This window comes from Pantoea sp. XAF26B01_ASV70, from assembly GCF_054512635.1.
Genome location: NZ_CM137251.1, coordinates 2,363,846 through 2,381,358 on the forward strand (window position 1 = coordinate 2,363,846; position 17,513 = coordinate 2,381,358).

The window sequence follows — 17,513 nt, forward strand, 5'->3', positions numbered from 1 at the left end:
AAAGGAGTTTCAAATGATTAAGCGTGTAATTGTGGTCGCTCTGGCCGGTGTGATGCTGGCAGGTTGTAGCAATACCAGTACGCTGTCGGGTGATACCTACAGTGCCAGTGAAGCTAAGCAGGTGCAGAGCGTTTCGTACGGTACCTTAGTCTCAGTACGTCCGGTGAAAATCCAGGGCGGCGATGAGAGCAATGTCATCGGTGCTATCGGTGGTGCGGTGCTGGGTGGCTTCCTGGGTAACACCATTGGTGGCGGCAGCGGACGTAGCCTGGCGACAGCCGGTGGTGCGGTTCTGGGTGGCGTAGCAGGCCAGGGCGTACAGGGCGCAGTCAATAAAACCGATGGCGTTGAGCTGGAAATCCGTAAGGATGATGGCAACACCATCATGGTGGTTCAGAAACAGGCCGCCACGCGTTACTCTGTTGGCCAGCGTGTTGTGATGGCATCCAACGGCAGCCAGGTGACGGTTTCACCTCGCTAATGAAGCTAAACAAAAAACCGACGCCTGGGCGTCGGTTTTTTTATTTCTCTTTATGCTGAAGTTCGAGAATGTTTTTCTCAAGCCGGGCGATCAGCGTCACCATCTGACTGATCTCTTCCCGACTGATGCCGGACAAAATGTCGTCCCGCGTCTCATCAATCACACTCTCAACCTGTTCGATTATCGGCTCGGCCTGCTGCGTCAGCTTAATGCGCTTGGCACGACGATCGTTGGCGCAGGTCGAACGGGTGATTAATCCTTTCTCTTCCAGCTGATCCAGCGTGCGCACCAGCGAAGGCTGTTCAATACCAATCGCCTTGGCTAACTGAATCTGCGACTGTTCGGGCGGCAGTTGATGAATATTGTGCAACGTCACCCAGTGAGTCTGAGTCAGCTCAAGCGGCTTCAGCCGCTGATCAATCAACGCGCGCCAGATGCGCACCAGGCGAGATAAATCCGTTCCGAGGGGCGTATCCATTTCATCTCCTTATAATTAGCTTGCTAGCTATCAAGCCAGATTTTACACTATTCTGCGAGTTTACAGGACAAATTACAAATCCCGGACCAGGCCACGATAACGTGGCAGCGCTTTCACTCTGACGTTTGGGTTAACGAAGGATGCTATCACGTGCTCACTCCTGCTTTTTCAGGTGCGAATCCGCTGACCGATCTGGTGGTGGGCGCCTCACTGTTTTTCCCGCCGATATTCAAAGCGGTGATCCTCGGCTTCTTTTTCTGGCTGCTGATCCACCCTCTGGTGCGTGGCTGGATCTACTCCGGCGATGTCTGGCATCCCACCCTGTTTGATCTCTCCCTGTTTGTGCTGTGCGTTACCGCCGCACTCTGGCTCATCGGTCACGGATAATCGATATGAAATTTAACGCGGTAAAATACTTCTCCACGCTGATTGTGTTTGCCCTGGCGCTGCTGGCTGGTGGCTGGCTCTGGAACTACTACATGCAGTCGCCCTGGACCCGTGACGGGAAAGTACGGGCAGAGCTGGTGGATATCACGCCTCAGGTGTCGGGCCGGATTACGCAACTGAAGGTCAAAGACAATCAGTTTGTGCATCAGGGCCAGCAGCTGTTAACGCTGGACCCGGTGCCATGGCAGATCGCGCTCGACAATGCCGCCGCCCAGCTCAGCAAAGCGCAGGCGGATCTCGCGAAAGCGCAGCATGAATTTAACCGTCGCAGCAGCCTGCCGCGCAACATCATCTCCGCAGAGGACCTTGATGCCGCGCGATTAAGCGCCGGCGCGGCGGCCGCCAGCACCAAAGCGGCACAGGCGGAGTGGGAACGGGCACGCTGGAATCTGCAGCAGACGACGCTGACCGCACCGGCGGATGGCTGGATCACCAATCTGACGCTGCGTCCCGGCAACTATGCCACCGCGGGTTCGCCTCTGTTTGCCCTGGTCGACAGCCACTCTTACTACGTAATGGGCTACTTCGAAGAGACCAAACTGCGCCATATTCACCCAGGCGCAGCGGCCCAGGTGGTGCTCTACAGCAATGGCATGCGGCTGCAGGGTCAGGTGGATAGCATTGGCCGCGCCATCTATGACCAGAGCATTGAGACCGACAGCGGCCTGGTGCCCGATATCAAACCTAACGTGCCCTGGGTGCGGCTGGCGCAGCGAGTGCCGGTGCGTATTCGTCTCGACCCGCTTCCTGCCGATGCAGAGCTGGTGGCGGGAACCAGCTGCACCATCACCATCCAGCCATGAATTTTCAGTGGCTGGCCTGGGATCAACTGCCCTGGATTAAGGCGAACGCCGGCCAGTGGCGCTATGCGTTGCGCAACGCTATTGCGATGTGTCTGGCGCTGAGCATCGCCTACGCACTGGATCTGGATGAGCCCTACTGGGCAATGACCTCTGCCGCCGTGATTAGTTTTCCCACCGTCGGCGGCGCGATCAGTAAAAGTCTGGGGCGCATCGTTGGCAGTCTGATGGGGGCCAGCGCTGCGCTGCTGATCGCCGGACATACGCTTAATGAGCCGTGGCTGTTTACCTTTGCCATTGCCGGCTGGCTGGCGCTCTGTACCGGCATAGCGAATCACTACCAGAATAACGTTGCCTACGCCTTTTCGCTGGCGGGCTACACCGCCGCCATCATCGCCTTTAGCAGCGTTAATATCACCGATATCACCTCGCTATGGACTATCGCTCAGGCACGGGTCTGCGAGGTGATCTCCGGCATTCTCTGCGCCGGATTGATGATGATGGTACTGCCGAGTACTTCCGATGGTGAGACGCTGATTATCTCACTGAAACAGATGCATGCCCGGCTGCTGGAACATGCGGTGTTACTGCTGCAGCCCTCAGCCAGCGAGACCATCCGGACCGCGCATGAAAATGTCATCAGCCAGATCCTGACCATGAATCTGCTGCGAATTCAGGCGTTCTGGAGCCACTACCGCTTTCGCCGACAGAACAACGTGCTGAACTATGTGCTGCACCAGCAGCTGCGACTCACCAGCGTGCTCTCCAGCCTGCGACGCATGCTGCTGAACTGGCCCGACGCGCCAGAGGCGCTGTTTGAGGCGCTGCAACAACTGCTGGCGGAGCTGGCGAAACCGGCGTGTGATAAATATCGTCTGGCGCAAATACTGCGCAGCGTGACCCCGGCAGCGGATGGCGACTACCGGCAGCGCGCTTTTTGTCAGCGGCTGCGCTACTTCTGCTGGATGTACCTCAACGTGCTGCGCTGGATCCGCCTGCTGGATCGCGCCGATGCCGACACCCGTTTTCAGCCACCGCCGGTTCCGGCGCTGGCGCGCGACAGTGACAGCGCCGAGGCGGGCTGGAGCGCCCTGCGTACCTTCTGCGTTATCGTGCTGGGCTGCGCCTTCTGGATCAATACGCAATGGTCTTCCGGTGCCGCCGCGCTCACCTTAACCGCCATTGCCTGTGTGCTCTACGCTTCATCACCTTCACCTGGCGGCAGCGTCACGCTGCTGCTGAAGACCCTGCTGTGGCTGTTTGCGTTTAGTTTTGTGATGAAGTTTGGGCTGATGGTGCAGATCAGTCAGCTGTGGCAGTTTTTGCTGTTTCTGTTCCCGCTGCTGGTGACGCTGCAACTCTTTAAGCTGCAACAGAAACAGCGCGCCGGGATGTGGGGACAGTTCATCGTCTTTATGGGCTCGTTTATCGCGGTGACTAATCCGCCCACATGGGATTATCAGGACTTCTTTAACGATAACATCGCCAAAGTCTGCGGGGTGCTGCTCGCCTGGCTGGCGTTCCAGATTCTGCGACCCAGCTCCGATGCGCGGCGCAGCCGACGGCATATCCGGGCGCTGCGGCTGGCGTTTCTCGATCAGCTGCGGCAGCGGCCCCGGCTCAGTGAGAGCCGCTTCGAATCGCAGATTTACCACCGTATCAGCCAGCTCAGTCACAGCCGGGATGAGCAGGCTCGCGTCTGGCTACTGCGCTGGGGCGTGGTGCTGCTCAACTGCTCGCATATCGTCTGGCAGCTGCGTGAATGGCGCGCCGGTTCAGCCGCACTGATGGGGTTTCGCGATCACTGCCTGCAAGACTTACAGCAGATTATCAGCAGCCGCGGCGTGCGCCACAGCTCGCTGGATCGAATGCTGACGCAACTGGAGGAGACCATCACCGCGTTACTGGCACTGGAAAGCAACGAGGCCAGCGAGCTGGCGGGGATTATCTGGCGGTTAGGCTGTTCACTGGCACAGCTGAAGCAGGCGGTACCGGAGTGATCACTGGCAATATTGCTGCTGTTGCCGGTTAAAATCATCCTGCAGCTGTTGCAGCGTTTTATGGCCTTCGAAGCGGGTTTTATCCATTTCGGTCATCGGTTCAATCACCAGCACTTTCTCATCGGGTGAGAAGATAAACCGGCGTGTCAGTTCGGTACCGGTAAAACTCTGACCATGAATGCCACCGCACACCATCGTCATGGTGCGGCGATAGATAGTGCTATCCGTGAAATTGGTTTCGGTGGCGCTGCGAAAGACCTGATCGCAACCCTGCGCTTCCAGCTTACGCACCATGTTGCGGCTCAGCCATTCACGACCCTTCGCGATCTTTTCACAGGTGATACGCATTGGGTTGGTATCGATGGTGCGCTGCAGTTCGCGTCCGGTTTCGGTGACCAGTTGCGTATCATTGGGTTTATCGCATCCCACCAGCAGCAGACACAGCAGTAATGCGCCCTTGAATTTCATTTTCCTGCTCCTTTCCCCATCACGCTTTCTTACCTGAATCAATATCATAGGGGGGAAATGTCAGGGATGGTACAACAATTCATAAACAGGCAGGAGAAAAGCGGGCGGCCATCGCCTGCCGCCCGGAAACTCAGATTACACCGCAGGCGTAGCGTGCCCCGCCACCGCCCAGCGGTTTAGGATGGTCAGCATGATTGTCACCGCCGACGTGCACCATCAGCGCTTTGCCTTTGATCTCTTTTAACGATTTCAGACGCGGCGCCAGCACCGGATAAGTGGCGCTGCCTTTGTCATCGACATAGACCGCGGGCAGGTCGCCCAGGTGCCCCTCTGCATAAGGCCCCAGATGTTTGCCGCTGTTGGCTGGATCAAGGTGACCACCCGCCGCACCGGCGGCGACCACTTTGCCTTCAGACTCGCCCGGTTCACAGCTGCCTTTAGCATGAACATGGAAACCATGAATGCCCGGCTGAAGGCCCTGCAGATCCGGCGTGAACTGCAGACCATACTGTGTCTCGTCAATCTTAACGGTGCCCAGCGATTTCCCAATCCCTTCAGCGGTAACCTGATGGATCGTAACCTGCTCGCTGGCAGCCTGTGCTGAACCGCAGGCGATCAGCGCGAATAGGGCAACTGCTTTCATTTTCATGGTGACTCCATTTGCATACCAGGGTTTGAGATAAGTCTGGTCGCTGTTGCACTATTTTGCCGGAGATTGACGCAGTTTTACGCTTCAGGGCACATCAAATCCCAGCGCCGCCTTGCGAATACGGAACCACTGCTGACGCGACAGGGATAAGTTCAGTGCTCCGGCGGCTTCGCTGACCCGCGCCGTTTTACCTGAGCCGATGATTGGCAGCGGGCGCGATGGCAGCATCAGTATCCAGGCATAGACCACCTGATCCAGGCTGGTGGCACCGGTTTCCTGCCGCACGGCTTCCAGTTCGTCACGCAGCGGCTGGAAATGGGGATCGTTAAACAGGCGACCACCACCCAGACAGGACCAGGCCATCGGACGAATACGCAGCTGCTGACACTGATCCAGCGATCCATCCAGCAGCACATTTTGCTGCACCGGTGAGATCTCCAGCTGATTTGTCACCAGCGAGAACGGCAGACGGGATTGCAGCAGGGAAAACTGTGATGGTGTGAAGTTAGAGACGCCAAAATGCAGAACCTTGCCGCTGTGATGCAGCGCCATAAAGGCTTCGGCCACCTCGTCAGCCTCCATCAGCGGATCGGGACGATGGATCAGCAGCAGGTCGAGACGGTCGGTATGGATATGGCGCAGTGAGTTTTCAGCACTCTGCAGGATATGACGTTTGTCGGTAATGTAGTGGCCTATCTGATGCTCAGGCTGGGCGCGGGTGGCGATGCCGCACTTGGTGACAATCTGTAGCTGGTCGCGCAAGCCGGGTGCCAGTTTCAGTGCCTCGCCAAACGCCGCCTCACACTGGTAGTCACCGTAGATGTCCGCATGGTCAACGGTGGTGATGCCGAGCCTCACATGGTGCTCAATAAAGGCGACCCGTTCCTGTGGCGACATCCCCCACTCCATCAGACGCCAGTACCCCATGACCAGCGGTGAAAAATCGGGCCCCTGTGAAGCGATGGCTTGCGGTTCTAACATGACGTTCTCCCTGTTGCGCGTTGGCTGAAATTAGCGTGTCAGAGAGTATAACGGAAAGCGCAAAGTCGTCAGAATAACTCCGGCTGTTGTGGCGCGTGTGGCTCCTCACCTTTCTGTTGCCGTTGCAGACGCTGACGCCGCTGCTGACAAAGACGAATGACCTCACGCTTTTGCGCATCGCTGAAGCGCAGCCAGTTGAACCGCTCATCGCGGCTGCGTAAACATCCCAGGCAGTAGCCGCGCGCATCCGTCTGGCAGATGCCGCGACAGGGGCTGGGAACCGGGAAAAACTCAAGCTGCTCGGCCACCACGCCTCCGGATTCACAGAATAAACAGTCCAGTAAAAAGCGTAGCCTGGTTGCGCAGGAAGTAAGCCCCACCCAGTCAGAATTATCCTGTTCTTTGACTCAGGAGTGAACACTCTGTGCCAAATAGAGAGGGTTGCGTTGCATTAGACCGACTGGTCTACTAATCTCACTGCCATGAATAAGACGCTACAACGCAACGAAACCCGCGAACACCTGCTCCAGACAGGTGAGCAACTCTGTCTGCAACGCGGCTTTACCGGAATGGGCCTCAGCGAACTGCTGACGCAGGCGGCGGTGCCGAAAGGCTCCTTCTACTACTACTTCCGTTCTAAAGAGGCGTTTGGCGTGGCGTTACTGGAGCGCTATTTTGCGCGTTTCCTGCAGGATGTGGCGTTGCAGCTTAACCAGACCGAAGGCACGCCGCGTGAGCGTCTGCTTAACCACTTTCGTGCTGCCGTTGATCTGTTTGTTCAGCAGGGCCACATCGTAGGCTGTCTGGGCGTCAAAGTTTCCGCTGAGGTGTGCGATCTCTCAGAACCAATGCGTGATGCACTGCAGCAGGGTGCCGGAAAGATCACGGCACTCTACGCCCGGACCCTGATTGCCGCAGAGCAGCAGGAGTCGCTGAGCCTGCCGCAGCCCCCCGCGCAGATGGCGGAATTGCTGTCGCTGCTGTGGCTGGGTGCCAGTCTGCAGAGCAAAATTTCCCGCGAGGCGCAGCCACTGCGTCTGGCATTGAGTACCATCGAACAGTGGCTTGAACGCCGCTGATTTTTAAAAAACATGTTTGTAGACGACTGGTCTACTAATCAGGAGCTATTATGGCGAGTACCCAGCTGTTTCGTCCGCTAAAAGTCGGTGCAATTACCGTCCCAAACCGCGTATTTATGGCGCCACTGACCCGTCTGCGCAGCATTGAGCCAGGCGACATCCCTACCCCGATGATGGCTGAATATTATCGCCAGCGCGCCAGCGCCGGTTTGATCATCACCGAAGCGACCCAGATCTCTTTCCAGGCGAAAGGCTATGCCGGTGCGCCAGGCTTACATACTCAGCCACAGATTGCAGCGTGGAAAGCGATTAACGAAGGCGTGCATCAGGCTGGCGGTCACACCGCAGTACAGTTATGGCACACCGGTCGTATCTCACATAACAGCGTGCAGCCGGAAGGCAAAGCACCGGTTGCTCCATCGGCGATTGCCGCTGGCACCCGTACCTCACTGCGTGCTGAAGATGGCAGCGTCTATCGCGAAGATACCTCAACGCCGCGTGAGCTGACAGTGCCAGAGATTAAGCAGATCGTGGCAGATTTTGGCCAGGCTGCGGCCAACGCGCGTGAAGCGGACTTTGACCTGCTTGAGCTGCACTCGGCGCACGGTTACCTGATGCACCAGTTCCTGGCACCAGGCTCAAACCAGCGTACTGATGAATATGGCGGCAGCATCGAAAAACGCGGTCGCTTTGCGCTGGAAGTGGTTGATGCGGTGATCGCTAACTGGTCAGCCGATCGCATTGGTATTCGCGTCTCACCTATCGGCAGCTTCCAGAATCTGGACAACGGCCCGGATGAAGAGGAAGCGGCGCTGTGGTATATCGGCGAGCTGGCAAAACGCAACATCGCCTATCTGCACCTCTCTGAGCCAGACTGGGCCGGCGGTCAGCCTTATACCGACGCTTTCCGTCAGAAAGTGCGTGATCTCTTCCCGGGTGCCATCATTGGTGCCGGTGCCTATACCGTTGAGAAAGCGGATGACCTGATTGGTCGCGGTCTGATCGATGCGGTTGCGTTTGGTCGCGATTACATTGCTAACCCGGATCTGGTTGAGCGTCTGCAGCAGGACGCCCCACTCAATCCACAGCGTCCGGAAAGCTTCTACGGCGGCGGCGCGGAAGGTTATATCGACTACCCAACGCTGTAACCGGTTCGGGCTGCCGTCCGGGATGATGACGGCAGCCATTATTCAATAGCGATTTTCATCGCTATACTTAGCGCCTGAGTCATCGGGCGATGGCGTTTTATTTAAAAGAGGATGTTATGCGTTTACTTCATACCATGCTGCGCGTTGGCGATCTGCAACGTTCAATCGATTTCTACACCCGTGTGCTGGGCATGCGCGTGTTGCGTCAGAGCGAAAACACCGAATACAAATATACCCTGGCATTTGTTGGCTACACCGACGAGAGCGAAGGTGCGGTGATCGAACTGACCTACAACTGGGGCGTCGATAAGTATGACCTCGGTGATGCCTATGGTCATATTGCGCTGGGCGTTGATGACGCAGCAGCGGCCTGCGAACGTATCCGCAAAGATGGCGGCAATGTGACGCGTGAAGCTGGCCCGGTTAAAGGCGGCTCCACCATTATTGCCTTTGTTGAAGATCCCGATGGTTACAAAATCGAGCTGATCGAAAACAAAGATGCCGGTAACGGCCTCGGCAACTAAACCTGCCTGTCAGCCTGCCCGGTCGGGTGGGCTGAATCCCCTTCTCTGCGCTTCATCTGCTGCACCCGGCCCCGTTTTTTGCCATAATACGCGCTGCCCTTTTTCTGCAACGAGATCCTGATGTCTGAATCGAATTCCCCTAATGCACTCAATCAACGTTTCCGTGGCTTCTATCCGGTGGTGATCGACGTTGAAACCGCGGGTTTCAATGCGCAAACCGATGCGTTACTGGAGATTGCCGCTATCACGCTGAAGATGGATGAAGAGGGATGGATTCAGATTGACCAGACGCTGCATTTCAACGTCGAACCTTTTGTCGGGTCGCTGCTGCATCCCGAAGCCCTGGCCTTTACCGGCATCGATCCCAGCAATCCGCTGCGCGGCGCGGTCAGTGAATATGAGGCGCTGCACGCCATTTTCAAAATGGTGCGCAAGGGCATTAAAGACAGCGGCTGCAATCGCGCCATCATGGTGGCGCACAATGCCACCTTCGACCTGAACTTTATGTCAGCGGCGGCGGAACGAGCCAGCCTGAAGCGCAACCCGTTTCACCCGTTTGCCACCTTTGACACCGCGGCCCTGAGCGGGCTGGTTTTAGGGCAGACGGTGCTGGCGAAGGCCTGTATTGCGGCGGGCATGGAGTTTGACAGTACGCAGGCGCATTCTGCGCTCTATGACACTCAGCAGACGGCAACGCTGTTCTGCGAGCTGGTGAACCGCTGGAAACGGTTAGGCGGCTGGCCACTGCCCTTCGCGGAAGGCGATGCAGAAGCCACGACATCCGCATAAGGGATGCCGCAATGAAAAAGGCCGACGTGATGTCGGCCTTTTTTTATTCTGCTTCTTTAAATTTTTCTGCGGTCTCTTTGATCAGCGTCTGCAGTTCACCACGCTGTAACATCTCAACGATGATGTCGCATCCACCGACCAGCTCGCCATCGACCCACAGCTGCGGGAAAGTTGGCCAGTTAGCGAATTTCGGCATCTCGGCACGAATGTCCGGGTTCTGCAGAATATCCACGTAAGCAAAACGCTCACCGCAGGCTGACAGCGCCTGCACCGCCTGTGCAGAGAAACCGCAGCTTGGCAGTTTCGGGGAACCTTTCATGTACAGCAGGATCGGGTTTTCTGCGATCTGGCGCTGAATTTTTTCTACAGTACTCATAATTGCCTTCCTTAATTCGTCACATCGTGTTTGTTTATTGTAGCGACTTCGCAGCGTGACTGAAAACGAGATTTTGATCGCTGCCCGATTAAATCGCCATCATTGTTAAGTCCTGCTCCGGAACACCTGAATTCCTGATTATTAACAGCAGGTAACAGATTAATAATTCGTAATAATTTCGTTGATATAAGACGCTGAAAATGTTCATTTTCAGCACAATTGCGTGGGTTGCAAAGATTAATATTAAAAGGCATTACAGTTTTTAAAAGAACTGGACTAGAATGGCCTGGGCGCTGATCCTGGATCAGATTAATCTCAACTTTGTCGCGGTGCGTAGTGGCCCTGACAACTTAACTAATCAACGGACTATGCGTTTAATCATTACGTTTTTCATGCTGGCCTTTGCGCAACTGTTTTTCAACATCGCCGCTGCGTCGCCTCACGCGCCGGTGAACGTCAGTACGCATAAAGCAGAGAAAAAGAGTGCGCGCGACGATGAGCGTCGCAAGCGTCGCCCGGTCAAAACGGTGACGAAAAAGACTCGCCTCAGCCCGGTTCAAAAACTAAAAACAAAAAAACTGAAAAAAGTCGAACTCACCGCGAAACAGACGCCTGCTAAGAAGACCTCGCTAAAAACCGCCCGTCTCAGTAAGAACAAAGAGAAAAAACGTTATGGTCATCAGCGCCTGCTGAAAACCGCTGAGGTCACCACCAGCGAGACCGGCACGATTAAGATGAGCAAATCTCACCGTCAGCGCTACCAGAAGGCCCGCGAAACCGCGATGACCAAGCTGATGGGTCAGTTGGGTAAACCCTATCAGTGGGGCGGCACCTCTCCCCATACCGGTTTCGATTGCAGCGGCCTGGTCTGGTACGCCTATAAAGATCTGGTGAAGTTTAAGATCCCACGTACCGCTAACGAGATGTACCACCTGCGTGACGCCGCGCCGATCAAGCGTGAGTCGCTGGAGAAAGGCGATCTGGTCTTCTTCCGTATCAATGGTCGTGGTACTGCGGACCATGTCGGCGTTTACCTGGGTGATGGCAAGTTTATCCAGTCGCCACGCACCGGCAAAGATATTCAGATCAGCGCTTTAGGAGAAGATTACTGGCAGCGCCACTATATTGGTGCCCGTCGGGTGATGACGCCAAAAACCATACGCTGAGCAGCAGAACAACCAGAAGAGAGCCGGGATAATCCCGGCTTTTTTTTTAGTGCAGAATAGCGGTAAAACTAAAGGCCACAATCATCAGCAGACAGCCCGCGGTGGTCATTAAAGCCAGTTTAAGATCGGTACTCATTGCTTGCTCCTTAGTCACACAATCAGTAGGGGTATCGCATTTTCCCACAGGGCCCGGTAAAAATCTCGTTTTATCCGTTCAGCCTTGTTAGAATCCCGCCTTTGTTGCGCAACGCGCGCAACCCTGATTCCGTTTGCGCACGTTTTCAGGCGCTTTTACGCCGCCAGCGGCCTGTTGACTGGCCTTAAAAGCTGCATTTTTGCGGAAAAAACCCTGAGCAGACGCAAACGTTTAACACTACGCTTATCATAGAGTTAGATAAGCACCGGAGTCCGATTTTCATGGCAACAATTAAAGATGTGGCGAAACGCGCTGGCGTCTCAACGACCACCGTTTCGCACGTCATCAATAAAACCCGCTTTGTGGCTGAAGAGACGCGCAACGCGGTCTGGCAGGCGATTAAAGAACTGCACTACTCGCCGAGCGCCGTGGCGCGCAGCCTGAAAGTGAACCACACCAAAACGCTGGGCCTGCTTGCCACCTCCAGCGAAGCGCCCTATTTCGCTGAAATTATCGAAGCGGTTGAAAATCACTGCTTTGACAAAGGCTATACGCTGATTCTGGGTAATGCGCATAACGATCTGCAAAAACAGCGCGCCTATCTCAGCATGATGGCGCAGAAACGCGTCGATGGGCTGCTGGTGATGTGCTCTGAATATCCGGACGATCTGCTGCAGATGCTGGAAGAGAACCGCAATATCCCGATGGTGGTGATGGACTGGGGCGAGTCGCGCGCCGACTTCACCGACACGGTACTGGATAATGCTTTCCAGGGCGGCTATCTGGCGGGACGCTATCTGATTGAACGCGGACACCGGGATATTGGTGCAATCCCCGGCCAGATGGAGCGTAACACCGGTGGCGGACGTCATGCCGGTTTCCTGAAGGCGATGGAAGAAGCGGGTATTCAGCCACGCGCCGAGTGGATTGTGCAGGGTGACTTTGAGCCGGAGTCGGGCTATCAGGCGATGCAGCAGATCCTGTCGCAGAAGCAGCGTCCGACGGCGGTGTTCTGTGGCGGTGACATCATGGCGATGGGCGCGATTTGCGCCGCCGACGAGATGGGTTTGCGCGTCCCCCAGGATATTTCGGTGATCGGCTATGACAACGTGCGCAACGCCCGCTATTTTGCACCGGCCCTGACCACGGTGCATCAGCCTAAAGCCCAGCTGGGTGAGAAAGCGCTGGAAATGCTGCTGGACCGCATTACCAGTAAGCGCGAAGTGTCACAAACGATTGAGGTCCATCCCACGCTGATTGAGCGCCGTTCCGTGGCCGATGGCCCGTTCCGCGACTATCGCCGTTAATGCTCGCTTAACCACTCCTGATTAAGCGTTTGCGCATCACCCAGATAGCTGAGCAACCAGCCTGTCGCGGGTGATGCGCGATCTTCTGCCCAGCTGACGCAGCATGGACTGTCCGGAAACGCCACCGGCAGCGTCAGTTCAACCAGCTCGCCGCTGTCGAGCAGTGGCCTGGCCAGGTGACCGGGCACCATCGCCACACACAATCCCGCCTGCACGCACTCCAGCCCGGTTTGCCACTCCGGCACCACCAGCCGGCGCTGGTTATCCAGCGTCCATGTCATACGACGCGGCAGTGCGCGAGAAGTATCTTCCAGCACAAGGGAGGGCCAGCTCCGCAGCGTGTCATCATCTATCTGGCTCGCCTGTGTCAGAGGATGGTCGGGCGCAACCACGCAGCGCCAGTTAAGCGTGCCCATATCCCGAAAAGCAAAGCGTCCGCCCACCGGTATCGCCTGAGTGGCACCAATCGCCACTTCCACCCGGCCATCGGCCAGCGCATCCCAGACGCCGTTAAAGACTTCATAGCTGATAATCAGCTCCATATCGGGAAAGTGGCGATAGAAATCTTTGACCAGTTGTCGGGTGCGCTGAGGTTTAGCGATACGGTCAACGGCTATGCTTAGCTGGCCGCGCCAGCCGTTAGCCAGCTGCTGACACTGTCGCCGGGTGGCAAGCATTTTTTTGATGACGCTGCGCCCTTCCCGGACAAAATGCTCACCCGCCGGGGTCAGAACCACTTCGCGATGCTGCCGTTCAAACAGCGGTACCGCCAGCCAGTTTTCCAGCTGACGCACCGTATAGCTGATGGCAGAGGGCACCCGATGTAACTCCTGCGCGGCGGCGCTGAAGCTTCCTCCACGGGCGACAGCGTCAACCACCTCTAATGCATATTCTGACCACATAATCTGCCTTCAAAAATTTTAACAGCAATCGGCAAATATTACCGTTTCACAGCAGCAAACGCACCTTTTACACTCTGCCGCGTTTATCCTGCAAAAATGAGAATCAGATGCTGTCGAATAAAGGGTTTATGCCCTACCTTGCCCTGCTGAGCATGCTGGGCTTTTTAGCCACTGATATGTACCTGCCCGCCTTTGGTGCGATGCAGCAAACCTTTAACACTTCACCCGGTCTGATCAGCGCCAGTATGAGTCTCTTCCTGGGCGGCTTCGCCGTGGGTCAGCTCTTCTGGGGACCGCTTTCCGATCGCATCGGTCGTAAACCGGTGCTGCTGTCCGGACTGGCCATGTTTGGCGCTGGCTGCGCAGGCATGCTGTGGGTGAATGATATCTATCTGATGCTGGCGCTGCGTTTTGTCCAGGCGATTGGCGTCTGTGCCGCTGCCGTAAGCTGGCAGGCGCTGGTGGTGGATCGCTACCCTGCAGCGCGCGCTAACAAAGTCTTTGCCACCATTATGCCGCTGGTTGCGCTCTCTCCGGCGCTGGCTCCGCTACTGGGTGCCTGGCTGATCGGCCACTTCCACTGGCGTTCGATTTTCCTGGTGCTGACCCTGATTGCGGTGGCGTTGATTCTGACCACGCTGCGTCTGCCCACCGTGCGCAAGGCCGCGGGAGAAAAAGGTGCGCAGCCCGGCTTTTTCACGCTGCTTAAATCACGGGTCTACAGCGGCAACGTGCTGATCTACTCCGCCTGCTCAGCCAGCTTCTTTGCCTGGCTGACCGGATCGCCCTTTATTCTGGCGGATCTGGGTCTGTCGCCCGCCGATATCGGTCTGAGTTATGTGCCCCAGACGCTCGCCTTTTTAATTGGTGGCTTCGGCTGTCGCACCCTGCTCAACCGCTTTAACGGCGCACAGTTGCTGCCCTGGCTGCTGGCCGTCTACAGCCTGAGCATTCTGGCGCTGTTTGCTGTTGCGCTTGCTGGCAGCAGCACGCTGGTGAGTCTGATGGTACCGTTCTGCGGTATGGCGCTGGCTAACGGCGCGATCTATCCGATTGTGGTGTCCAGTGCGCTGATGCCCTTTCCGACCGCTACCGGTAAAGCCGCCGCGTTGCAGAATACACTGCAGTTAGGACTCTGTTTCGCTGCCAGTTTGGCGGTGTCGGCCGGCTTAACTCAGGCGCTATTTACCACCACACTGATGATGACGGTGACAATTGTGCTGGCGCTGATGGGTTACGCCATGCAGCGTGCCGCAAGCGCACAAACTGTTGTTGCCTCTGCGCAAACTGCCTGCCAGGATAATCAGTAACACACTGACTTTTTAGTTAGCGCCCTAACAATAAGTTATTGAATATTGACCCGCGTGAGCATATACTCATCCGGGTCAACAAATCTGTAATAAATCAACAATATAATAACGTAATAATCTGATTGGCACCCTGCTGCCGGGACGGTATTCGCGCGCGTTATTCTCACCTTACCCGACCTGCTGCAGGCTGTTCCAGTCCTCTGTATCACACAGATAACCGGTTTGCGGAGTCATCCGCATCGTTTCTCATTGCCTGAATAAATTGGCTACTCTTTGTTCAGGTTCAGATTGGACAGGTGGTGGAAAATCTATGAGTTCATCTTATGCAGAAGAAGTGAGCCTCGAAGAAAACCATTGGTATCGCATCGTTCATGAACTGCTGGAAAAAGCGGATATCGAAATTAATGGTTCACGTCCCTGGGATATTCATATTAATCATCCTGGTTTTTTTAAACGTGTTCTGCAGGAGGGCTCTCTTGGGCTCGGTGAGAGCTATATGGATGGATGGTGGGAGTGTGACCGGCTGGATATTTTCTTCCATCAGGTACTTAAACATAAACTCGATCAGCAGCTGCCTCATCACTTCAAAGATACGCTGCGCATTGCCGCCGCACGCTTAACCAATCTGCAGTCAAAAAAACGGGCGTGGATTGTCGGTAAAGAGCATTACGACCTGGGCAACGATCTCTTTTCACTGATGCTCGATCCCTACATGCAATACTCCTGTGGCTACTGGAAAGAGGCGACGACACTGGCGACGGCGCAGGAAGCCAAGCTGGATATGATATGCCGTAAATTAGCGCTGGAACCCGGAATGACACTGCTGGATATCGGCTGTGGCTGGGGCGGACTCGCGGAATTTGCCGCACGTCATTATGGCGTTAAAGTGCATGGCGTAACGATTTCCGCCGAACAACAGAAACTGGCGCAGCAGCGCTGTAGCGGATTAGACGTCACGATTCTGTTGCAGGATTATCGCGACCTGAATGAGCAGTTTGATCGTATTGTGTCGGTGGGTATGTTTGAACATGTCGGACCGAAAAATTACGCGACCTATTTTGACGTGGTCGATCGTAATTTAAAGCCTGACGGTATTTTCCTGCTTCACACCATCGGCGCGATTAAAACCGATATGAGTGTCGATCCCTGGATCGATAAATATATCTTCCCCAACGGCTGCCTGCCTTCGGTGCGCCATGTGGCCGATGCCAGCGAACCCCATTTTATTCTGGAAGACTGGCACAACTTCGGCGCAGACTACGATAAAACACTGATGGCCTGGCATGAACGCTTTTTGCAGGCCTGGCCAGAGCTGGCCGATAAATATGGCGAACGCTTTAAGCGGATGTTCTCCTATTATCTGAATGCCTGTGCCGGTGCCTTCCGGGCGCGTGATATTCAGCTGTGGCAGATCGTGTTCAGTCGCGGCGTTGAGGGGGGATTACGGGTGGCGCGGTAGGGGTTAAAAAGCGGGCAATTAAGAAGGCGCTGCCCCGGCTGAACACTTGAAAAGAAGGGCCTGTTTTGCTTTAACAGGGAGCGTTGCGCAAGGAACGGGGTCAGATCGGAAAGTCGCAAAACCTGTTATCCCTGACACGCCCGGCCCACGCGATTACGCACCTCATCCCTGAGGTACGCCCGTTGCCGGGCCAACGCTTTGCGTTGTTCAAAAACGCTCCCGGCGTTTTTATCCGGGCGGCGGGACGCTTTCCTCTTCTGACCCGGCGCCCTGCGCTTTTATAATGCTGACAGAGTAAAACCGATTGGGCTGTCTGCGGTGCTTACGCGCCTTTTATTAACTCTCTGTCGTTGACTGGCCGGTCAGGATGCTCATCGCCGCCGCGGCATCGCGCTGTGCTAACACCCGCTCAACAGTCTCCACGATTGCCTGCGTGTGCGGATCGATTTCAATATTCACCCGGTCGCCAAAGGTCTTCGCCCCCAGCGTGGTACGCTCCAGCGTTTCCGGAATCAGATAGACGCAGAACTTAGTCTTAGTCACATCGCCTACCGTCAGGCTGATACCGTCGATGCCGACAAACCCTTTATGCAGAATATATTTCATCTGCGCCGCATCCTGGATTTTAAACCAGACTTCGCGGTTATGTTCTGACTGGATAATCTTGCAGATTTCAGCGGTGGTCATAATATGACCAGACATCAGGTGTCCGCCTATTTCATCGCTGAATTTCGCTGCACGCTCAATATTGACCACATCGCCCTGACGTAAATCGCCAAGGTTAGTCACCCGCAATGTCTCTTTAATTAAATCAAAACTGACGCGGTCGCCTTCAATTGCCGTTACGGTTAAACAGCAACCGTTATGGGCTACGGATGCGCCCAGCGCCAGACCCGGTAAGAGCTCTTCCGGCAGGCGGACAGTGTGGGTGCGAAACAGTTCTTTCTCTTCAATGGACACGATTTCTGCGGTGCCCTGCACAATACCGGTAAACATAGTCTTTGCCTCTGCGA

Annotated in this window: 21 protein-coding genes; 12 read left to right on the top strand and 9 right to left on the bottom strand. The window is 55.7% G+C overall.

The annotated features are described in order from the left end of the window. Positions 1-13: 13 nt before the first annotated feature. Positions 14-481, top strand: coding sequence for an outer membrane lipoprotein SlyB (gene slyB, locus ACX8ZY_RS11045; protein WP_010245548.1), 468 nt, complete (start codon positions 14-16; stop codon positions 479-481). A gap of 40 nt (positions 482-521) precedes the next feature. On the opposite strand, the gene slyA is transcribed toward slyB, so the two are convergent. Next, complete coding sequence (gene slyA / locus ACX8ZY_RS11050; RefSeq protein WP_010245551.1) at positions 522-959, bottom strand: transcriptional regulator SlyA; 438 nt, start codon at positions 957-959, stop codon at positions 522-524. Positions 960-1,109: 150 nt separating this feature from the next. On the opposite strand from slyA, the gene ACX8ZY_RS11055 reads away from it, so the two are divergent. From ACX8ZY_RS11055 to ACX8ZY_RS11065, 3 genes are read left to right on the top strand one after another with little or no spacing between them, the layout of a single operon-like run. Then, a complete protein-coding gene (locus tag ACX8ZY_RS11055; protein WP_010245554.1) occupies positions 1,110-1,346 on the top strand; it encodes a DUF1656 domain-containing protein in 237 nt (78 codons plus the stop codon). A 5-nt stretch (positions 1,347-1,351) separates the two neighbouring features. Beyond that, positions 1,352-2,209 (top strand): efflux RND transporter periplasmic adaptor subunit, encoded by an 858-nt coding sequence (locus ACX8ZY_RS11060; RefSeq protein ID WP_033767106.1) that lies wholly within the window; start codon positions 1,352-1,354, stop codon positions 2,207-2,209. After that, positions 2,206-4,206, top strand: a complete 2,001-nt coding sequence (locus ACX8ZY_RS11065; protein WP_421664959.1) for an FUSC family protein — start codon at positions 2,206-2,208, stop codon at positions 4,204-4,206. Before ACX8ZY_RS11060 ends, ACX8ZY_RS11065 begins: the two co-directional genes overlap by 4 nt. On the opposite strand, the gene ACX8ZY_RS11070 is transcribed toward ACX8ZY_RS11065, so the two are convergent. From ACX8ZY_RS11070 to ACX8ZY_RS11085, 4 genes are all read right to left on the bottom strand, one after another. Continuing rightward, positions 4,207-4,674: a hypothetical protein gene (locus tag ACX8ZY_RS11070; RefSeq protein WP_010245563.1), complete on the bottom strand. Its 468-nt coding sequence runs from the start codon at positions 4,672-4,674 to the stop codon at positions 4,207-4,209. It abuts the gene before it with no gap. A 130-nt stretch (positions 4,675-4,804) separates the two neighbouring features. Then, complete coding sequence (gene sodC, locus ACX8ZY_RS11075; RefSeq protein WP_010245567.1) at positions 4,805-5,323, bottom strand: superoxide dismutase family protein; 519 nt, start codon at positions 5,321-5,323, stop codon at positions 4,805-4,807. Positions 5,324-5,407: 84 nt separating this feature from the next. After that, a complete protein-coding gene (locus tag ACX8ZY_RS11080) occupies positions 5,408-6,304 on the bottom strand; it encodes an aldo/keto reductase (RefSeq protein ID WP_421664960.1) in 897 nt (298 codons plus the stop codon). Between the two features lie 68 nt (positions 6,305-6,372). Continuing rightward, a complete protein-coding gene (locus ACX8ZY_RS11085; RefSeq protein ID WP_010245573.1) occupies positions 6,373-6,612 on the bottom strand; it encodes a DUF1289 domain-containing protein in 240 nt (79 codons plus the stop codon). 174 nt (positions 6,613-6,786) lie between these two features. Between ACX8ZY_RS11085 and ACX8ZY_RS11090 the strand changes: the two genes are divergently transcribed. The 4 genes from ACX8ZY_RS11090 (at position 6,787) to rnt (ending at position 9,844) form a co-directional block, all read left to right on the top strand. Then, positions 6,787-7,383: a TetR/AcrR family transcriptional regulator gene (locus tag ACX8ZY_RS11090; RefSeq protein ID WP_010245576.1), complete on the top strand. Its 597-nt coding sequence runs from the start codon at positions 6,787-6,789 to the stop codon at positions 7,381-7,383. 50 nt (positions 7,384-7,433) lie between these two features. Further along, complete coding sequence (nemA, locus tag ACX8ZY_RS11095) at positions 7,434-8,531, top strand: alkene reductase (RefSeq protein ID WP_010245578.1); 1,098 nt, start codon at positions 7,434-7,436, stop codon at positions 8,529-8,531. Between the two features lie 116 nt (positions 8,532-8,647). Then, positions 8,648-9,055 carry a lactoylglutathione lyase gene (gene gloA / locus ACX8ZY_RS11100; protein ID WP_010245580.1) on the top strand — a complete coding sequence of 136 codons (408 nt, stop codon included), beginning with the start codon at positions 8,648-8,650 and terminating at the stop codon, positions 9,053-9,055. 120 nt (positions 9,056-9,175) lie between these two features. Further along, positions 9,176-9,844: a ribonuclease T gene (gene rnt / locus ACX8ZY_RS11105; RefSeq protein ID WP_010245582.1), complete on the top strand. Its 669-nt coding sequence runs from the start codon at positions 9,176-9,178 to the stop codon at positions 9,842-9,844. A 43-nt stretch (positions 9,845-9,887) separates the two neighbouring features. Here rnt and ACX8ZY_RS11110 read toward each other — a convergent pair whose 3' ends face one another. Further along, positions 9,888-10,223 (bottom strand): Grx4 family monothiol glutaredoxin, encoded by a 336-nt coding sequence (locus ACX8ZY_RS11110; RefSeq protein WP_170933470.1) that lies wholly within the window; start codon positions 10,221-10,223, stop codon positions 9,888-9,890. Positions 10,224-10,588: 365 nt separating this feature from the next. On the opposite strand from ACX8ZY_RS11110, the gene ACX8ZY_RS11115 reads away from it, so the two are divergent. After that, complete coding sequence (locus ACX8ZY_RS11115) at positions 10,589-11,386, top strand: C40 family peptidase (protein WP_010245589.1); 798 nt, start codon at positions 10,589-10,591, stop codon at positions 11,384-11,386. 46 nt (positions 11,387-11,432) lie between these two features. On the opposite strand, the gene cydH is transcribed toward ACX8ZY_RS11115, so the two are convergent. Continuing rightward, a complete protein-coding gene (gene cydH / locus ACX8ZY_RS11120) occupies positions 11,433-11,522 on the bottom strand; it encodes a cytochrome bd-I oxidase subunit CydH (protein ID WP_010245592.1) in 90 nt (29 codons plus the stop codon). Between the two features lie 281 nt (positions 11,523-11,803). Here cydH and purR point away from each other — a divergent pair, with 281 nt between their 5' ends. Continuing rightward, positions 11,804-12,829 (top strand): HTH-type transcriptional repressor PurR, encoded by a 1,026-nt coding sequence (purR, locus tag ACX8ZY_RS11125; protein WP_010245595.1) that lies wholly within the window; start codon positions 11,804-11,806, stop codon positions 12,827-12,829. On the opposite strand, the gene punR is transcribed toward purR, so the two are convergent. Beyond that, positions 12,826-13,731, bottom strand: a complete 906-nt coding sequence (punR, locus tag ACX8ZY_RS11130) for a DNA-binding transcriptional activator PunR (RefSeq protein WP_010245598.1) — start codon at positions 13,729-13,731, stop codon at positions 12,826-12,828. The two genes, purR and punR, sit on opposite strands and share 4 nt — an antisense overlap. 107 nt (positions 13,732-13,838) lie before the next feature. Here punR and punC point away from each other — a divergent pair, with 107 nt between their 5' ends. Next, positions 13,839-15,041, top strand: a complete 1,203-nt coding sequence (gene punC, locus ACX8ZY_RS11135) for a purine nucleoside transporter PunC (protein WP_062757543.1) — start codon at positions 13,839-13,841, stop codon at positions 15,039-15,041. Between the two features lie 310 nt (positions 15,042-15,351). Then, positions 15,352-16,500, top strand: a complete 1,149-nt coding sequence (cfa, locus tag ACX8ZY_RS11140; RefSeq protein WP_045140412.1) for a cyclopropane fatty acyl phospholipid synthase — start codon at positions 15,352-15,354, stop codon at positions 16,498-16,500. A 336-nt stretch (positions 16,501-16,836) separates the two neighbouring features. Here cfa and ACX8ZY_RS11145 read toward each other — a convergent pair whose 3' ends face one another. Further along, positions 16,837-17,496 carry a riboflavin synthase subunit alpha gene (locus ACX8ZY_RS11145; RefSeq protein ID WP_421664961.1) on the bottom strand — a complete coding sequence of 220 codons (660 nt, stop codon included), beginning with the start codon at positions 17,494-17,496 and terminating at the stop codon, positions 16,837-16,839. Positions 17,497-17,513 lie beyond the last annotated feature (17 nt).

Coding starts and splice junctions, on each gene's coding strand:
- rnt (WP_010245582.1), top strand. CDS start 9,176: ATGTCTGAATCGAATTCCCCTAATGCACTCAATCAACGTTTCCGTGGC.
- ACX8ZY_RS11080 (WP_421664960.1), bottom strand. CDS start 6,304: ATGTTAGAACCGCAAGCCATCGCTTCACAGGGGCCCGATTTTTCACCG.
- cydH (WP_010245592.1), bottom strand. CDS start 11,522: ATGAGTACCGATCTTAAACTGGCTTTAATGACCACCGCGGGCTGTCTG.
- ACX8ZY_RS11065 (WP_421664959.1), top strand. CDS start 2,206: ATGAATTTTCAGTGGCTGGCCTGGGATCAACTGCCCTGGATTAAGGCG.
- nemA (WP_010245578.1), top strand. CDS start 7,434: ATGGCGAGTACCCAGCTGTTTCGTCCGCTAAAAGTCGGTGCAATTACC.
- ACX8ZY_RS11145 (WP_421664961.1), bottom strand. CDS start 17,496: ATGTTTACCGGTATTGTGCAGGGCACCGCAGAAATCGTGTCCATTGAA.
- purR (WP_010245595.1), top strand. CDS start 11,804: ATGGCAACAATTAAAGATGTGGCGAAACGCGCTGGCGTCTCAACGACC.
- gloA (WP_010245580.1), top strand. CDS start 8,648: ATGCGTTTACTTCATACCATGCTGCGCGTTGGCGATCTGCAACGTTCA.
- sodC (WP_010245567.1), bottom strand. CDS start 5,323: ATGAAAATGAAAGCAGTTGCCCTATTCGCGCTGATCGCCTGCGGTTCA.
- ACX8ZY_RS11070 (WP_010245563.1), bottom strand. CDS start 4,674: ATGAAATTCAAGGGCGCATTACTGCTGTGTCTGCTGCTGGTGGGATGC.
- ACX8ZY_RS11090 (WP_010245576.1), top strand. CDS start 6,787: ATGAATAAGACGCTACAACGCAACGAAACCCGCGAACACCTGCTCCAG.
- ACX8ZY_RS11060 (WP_033767106.1), top strand. CDS start 1,352: ATGAAATTTAACGCGGTAAAATACTTCTCCACGCTGATTGTGTTTGCC.
- cfa (WP_045140412.1), top strand. CDS start 15,352: ATGAGTTCATCTTATGCAGAAGAAGTGAGCCTCGAAGAAAACCATTGG.
- punC (WP_062757543.1), top strand. CDS start 13,839: ATGCTGTCGAATAAAGGGTTTATGCCCTACCTTGCCCTGCTGAGCATG.
- slyB (WP_010245548.1), top strand. CDS start 14: ATGATTAAGCGTGTAATTGTGGTCGCTCTGGCCGGTGTGATGCTGGCA.
- ACX8ZY_RS11115 (WP_010245589.1), top strand. CDS start 10,589: ATGCGTTTAATCATTACGTTTTTCATGCTGGCCTTTGCGCAACTGTTT.
- slyA (WP_010245551.1), bottom strand. CDS start 959: ATGGATACGCCCCTCGGAACGGATTTATCTCGCCTGGTGCGCATCTGG.
- punR (WP_010245598.1), bottom strand. CDS start 13,731: ATGTGGTCAGAATATGCATTAGAGGTGGTTGACGCTGTCGCCCGTGGA.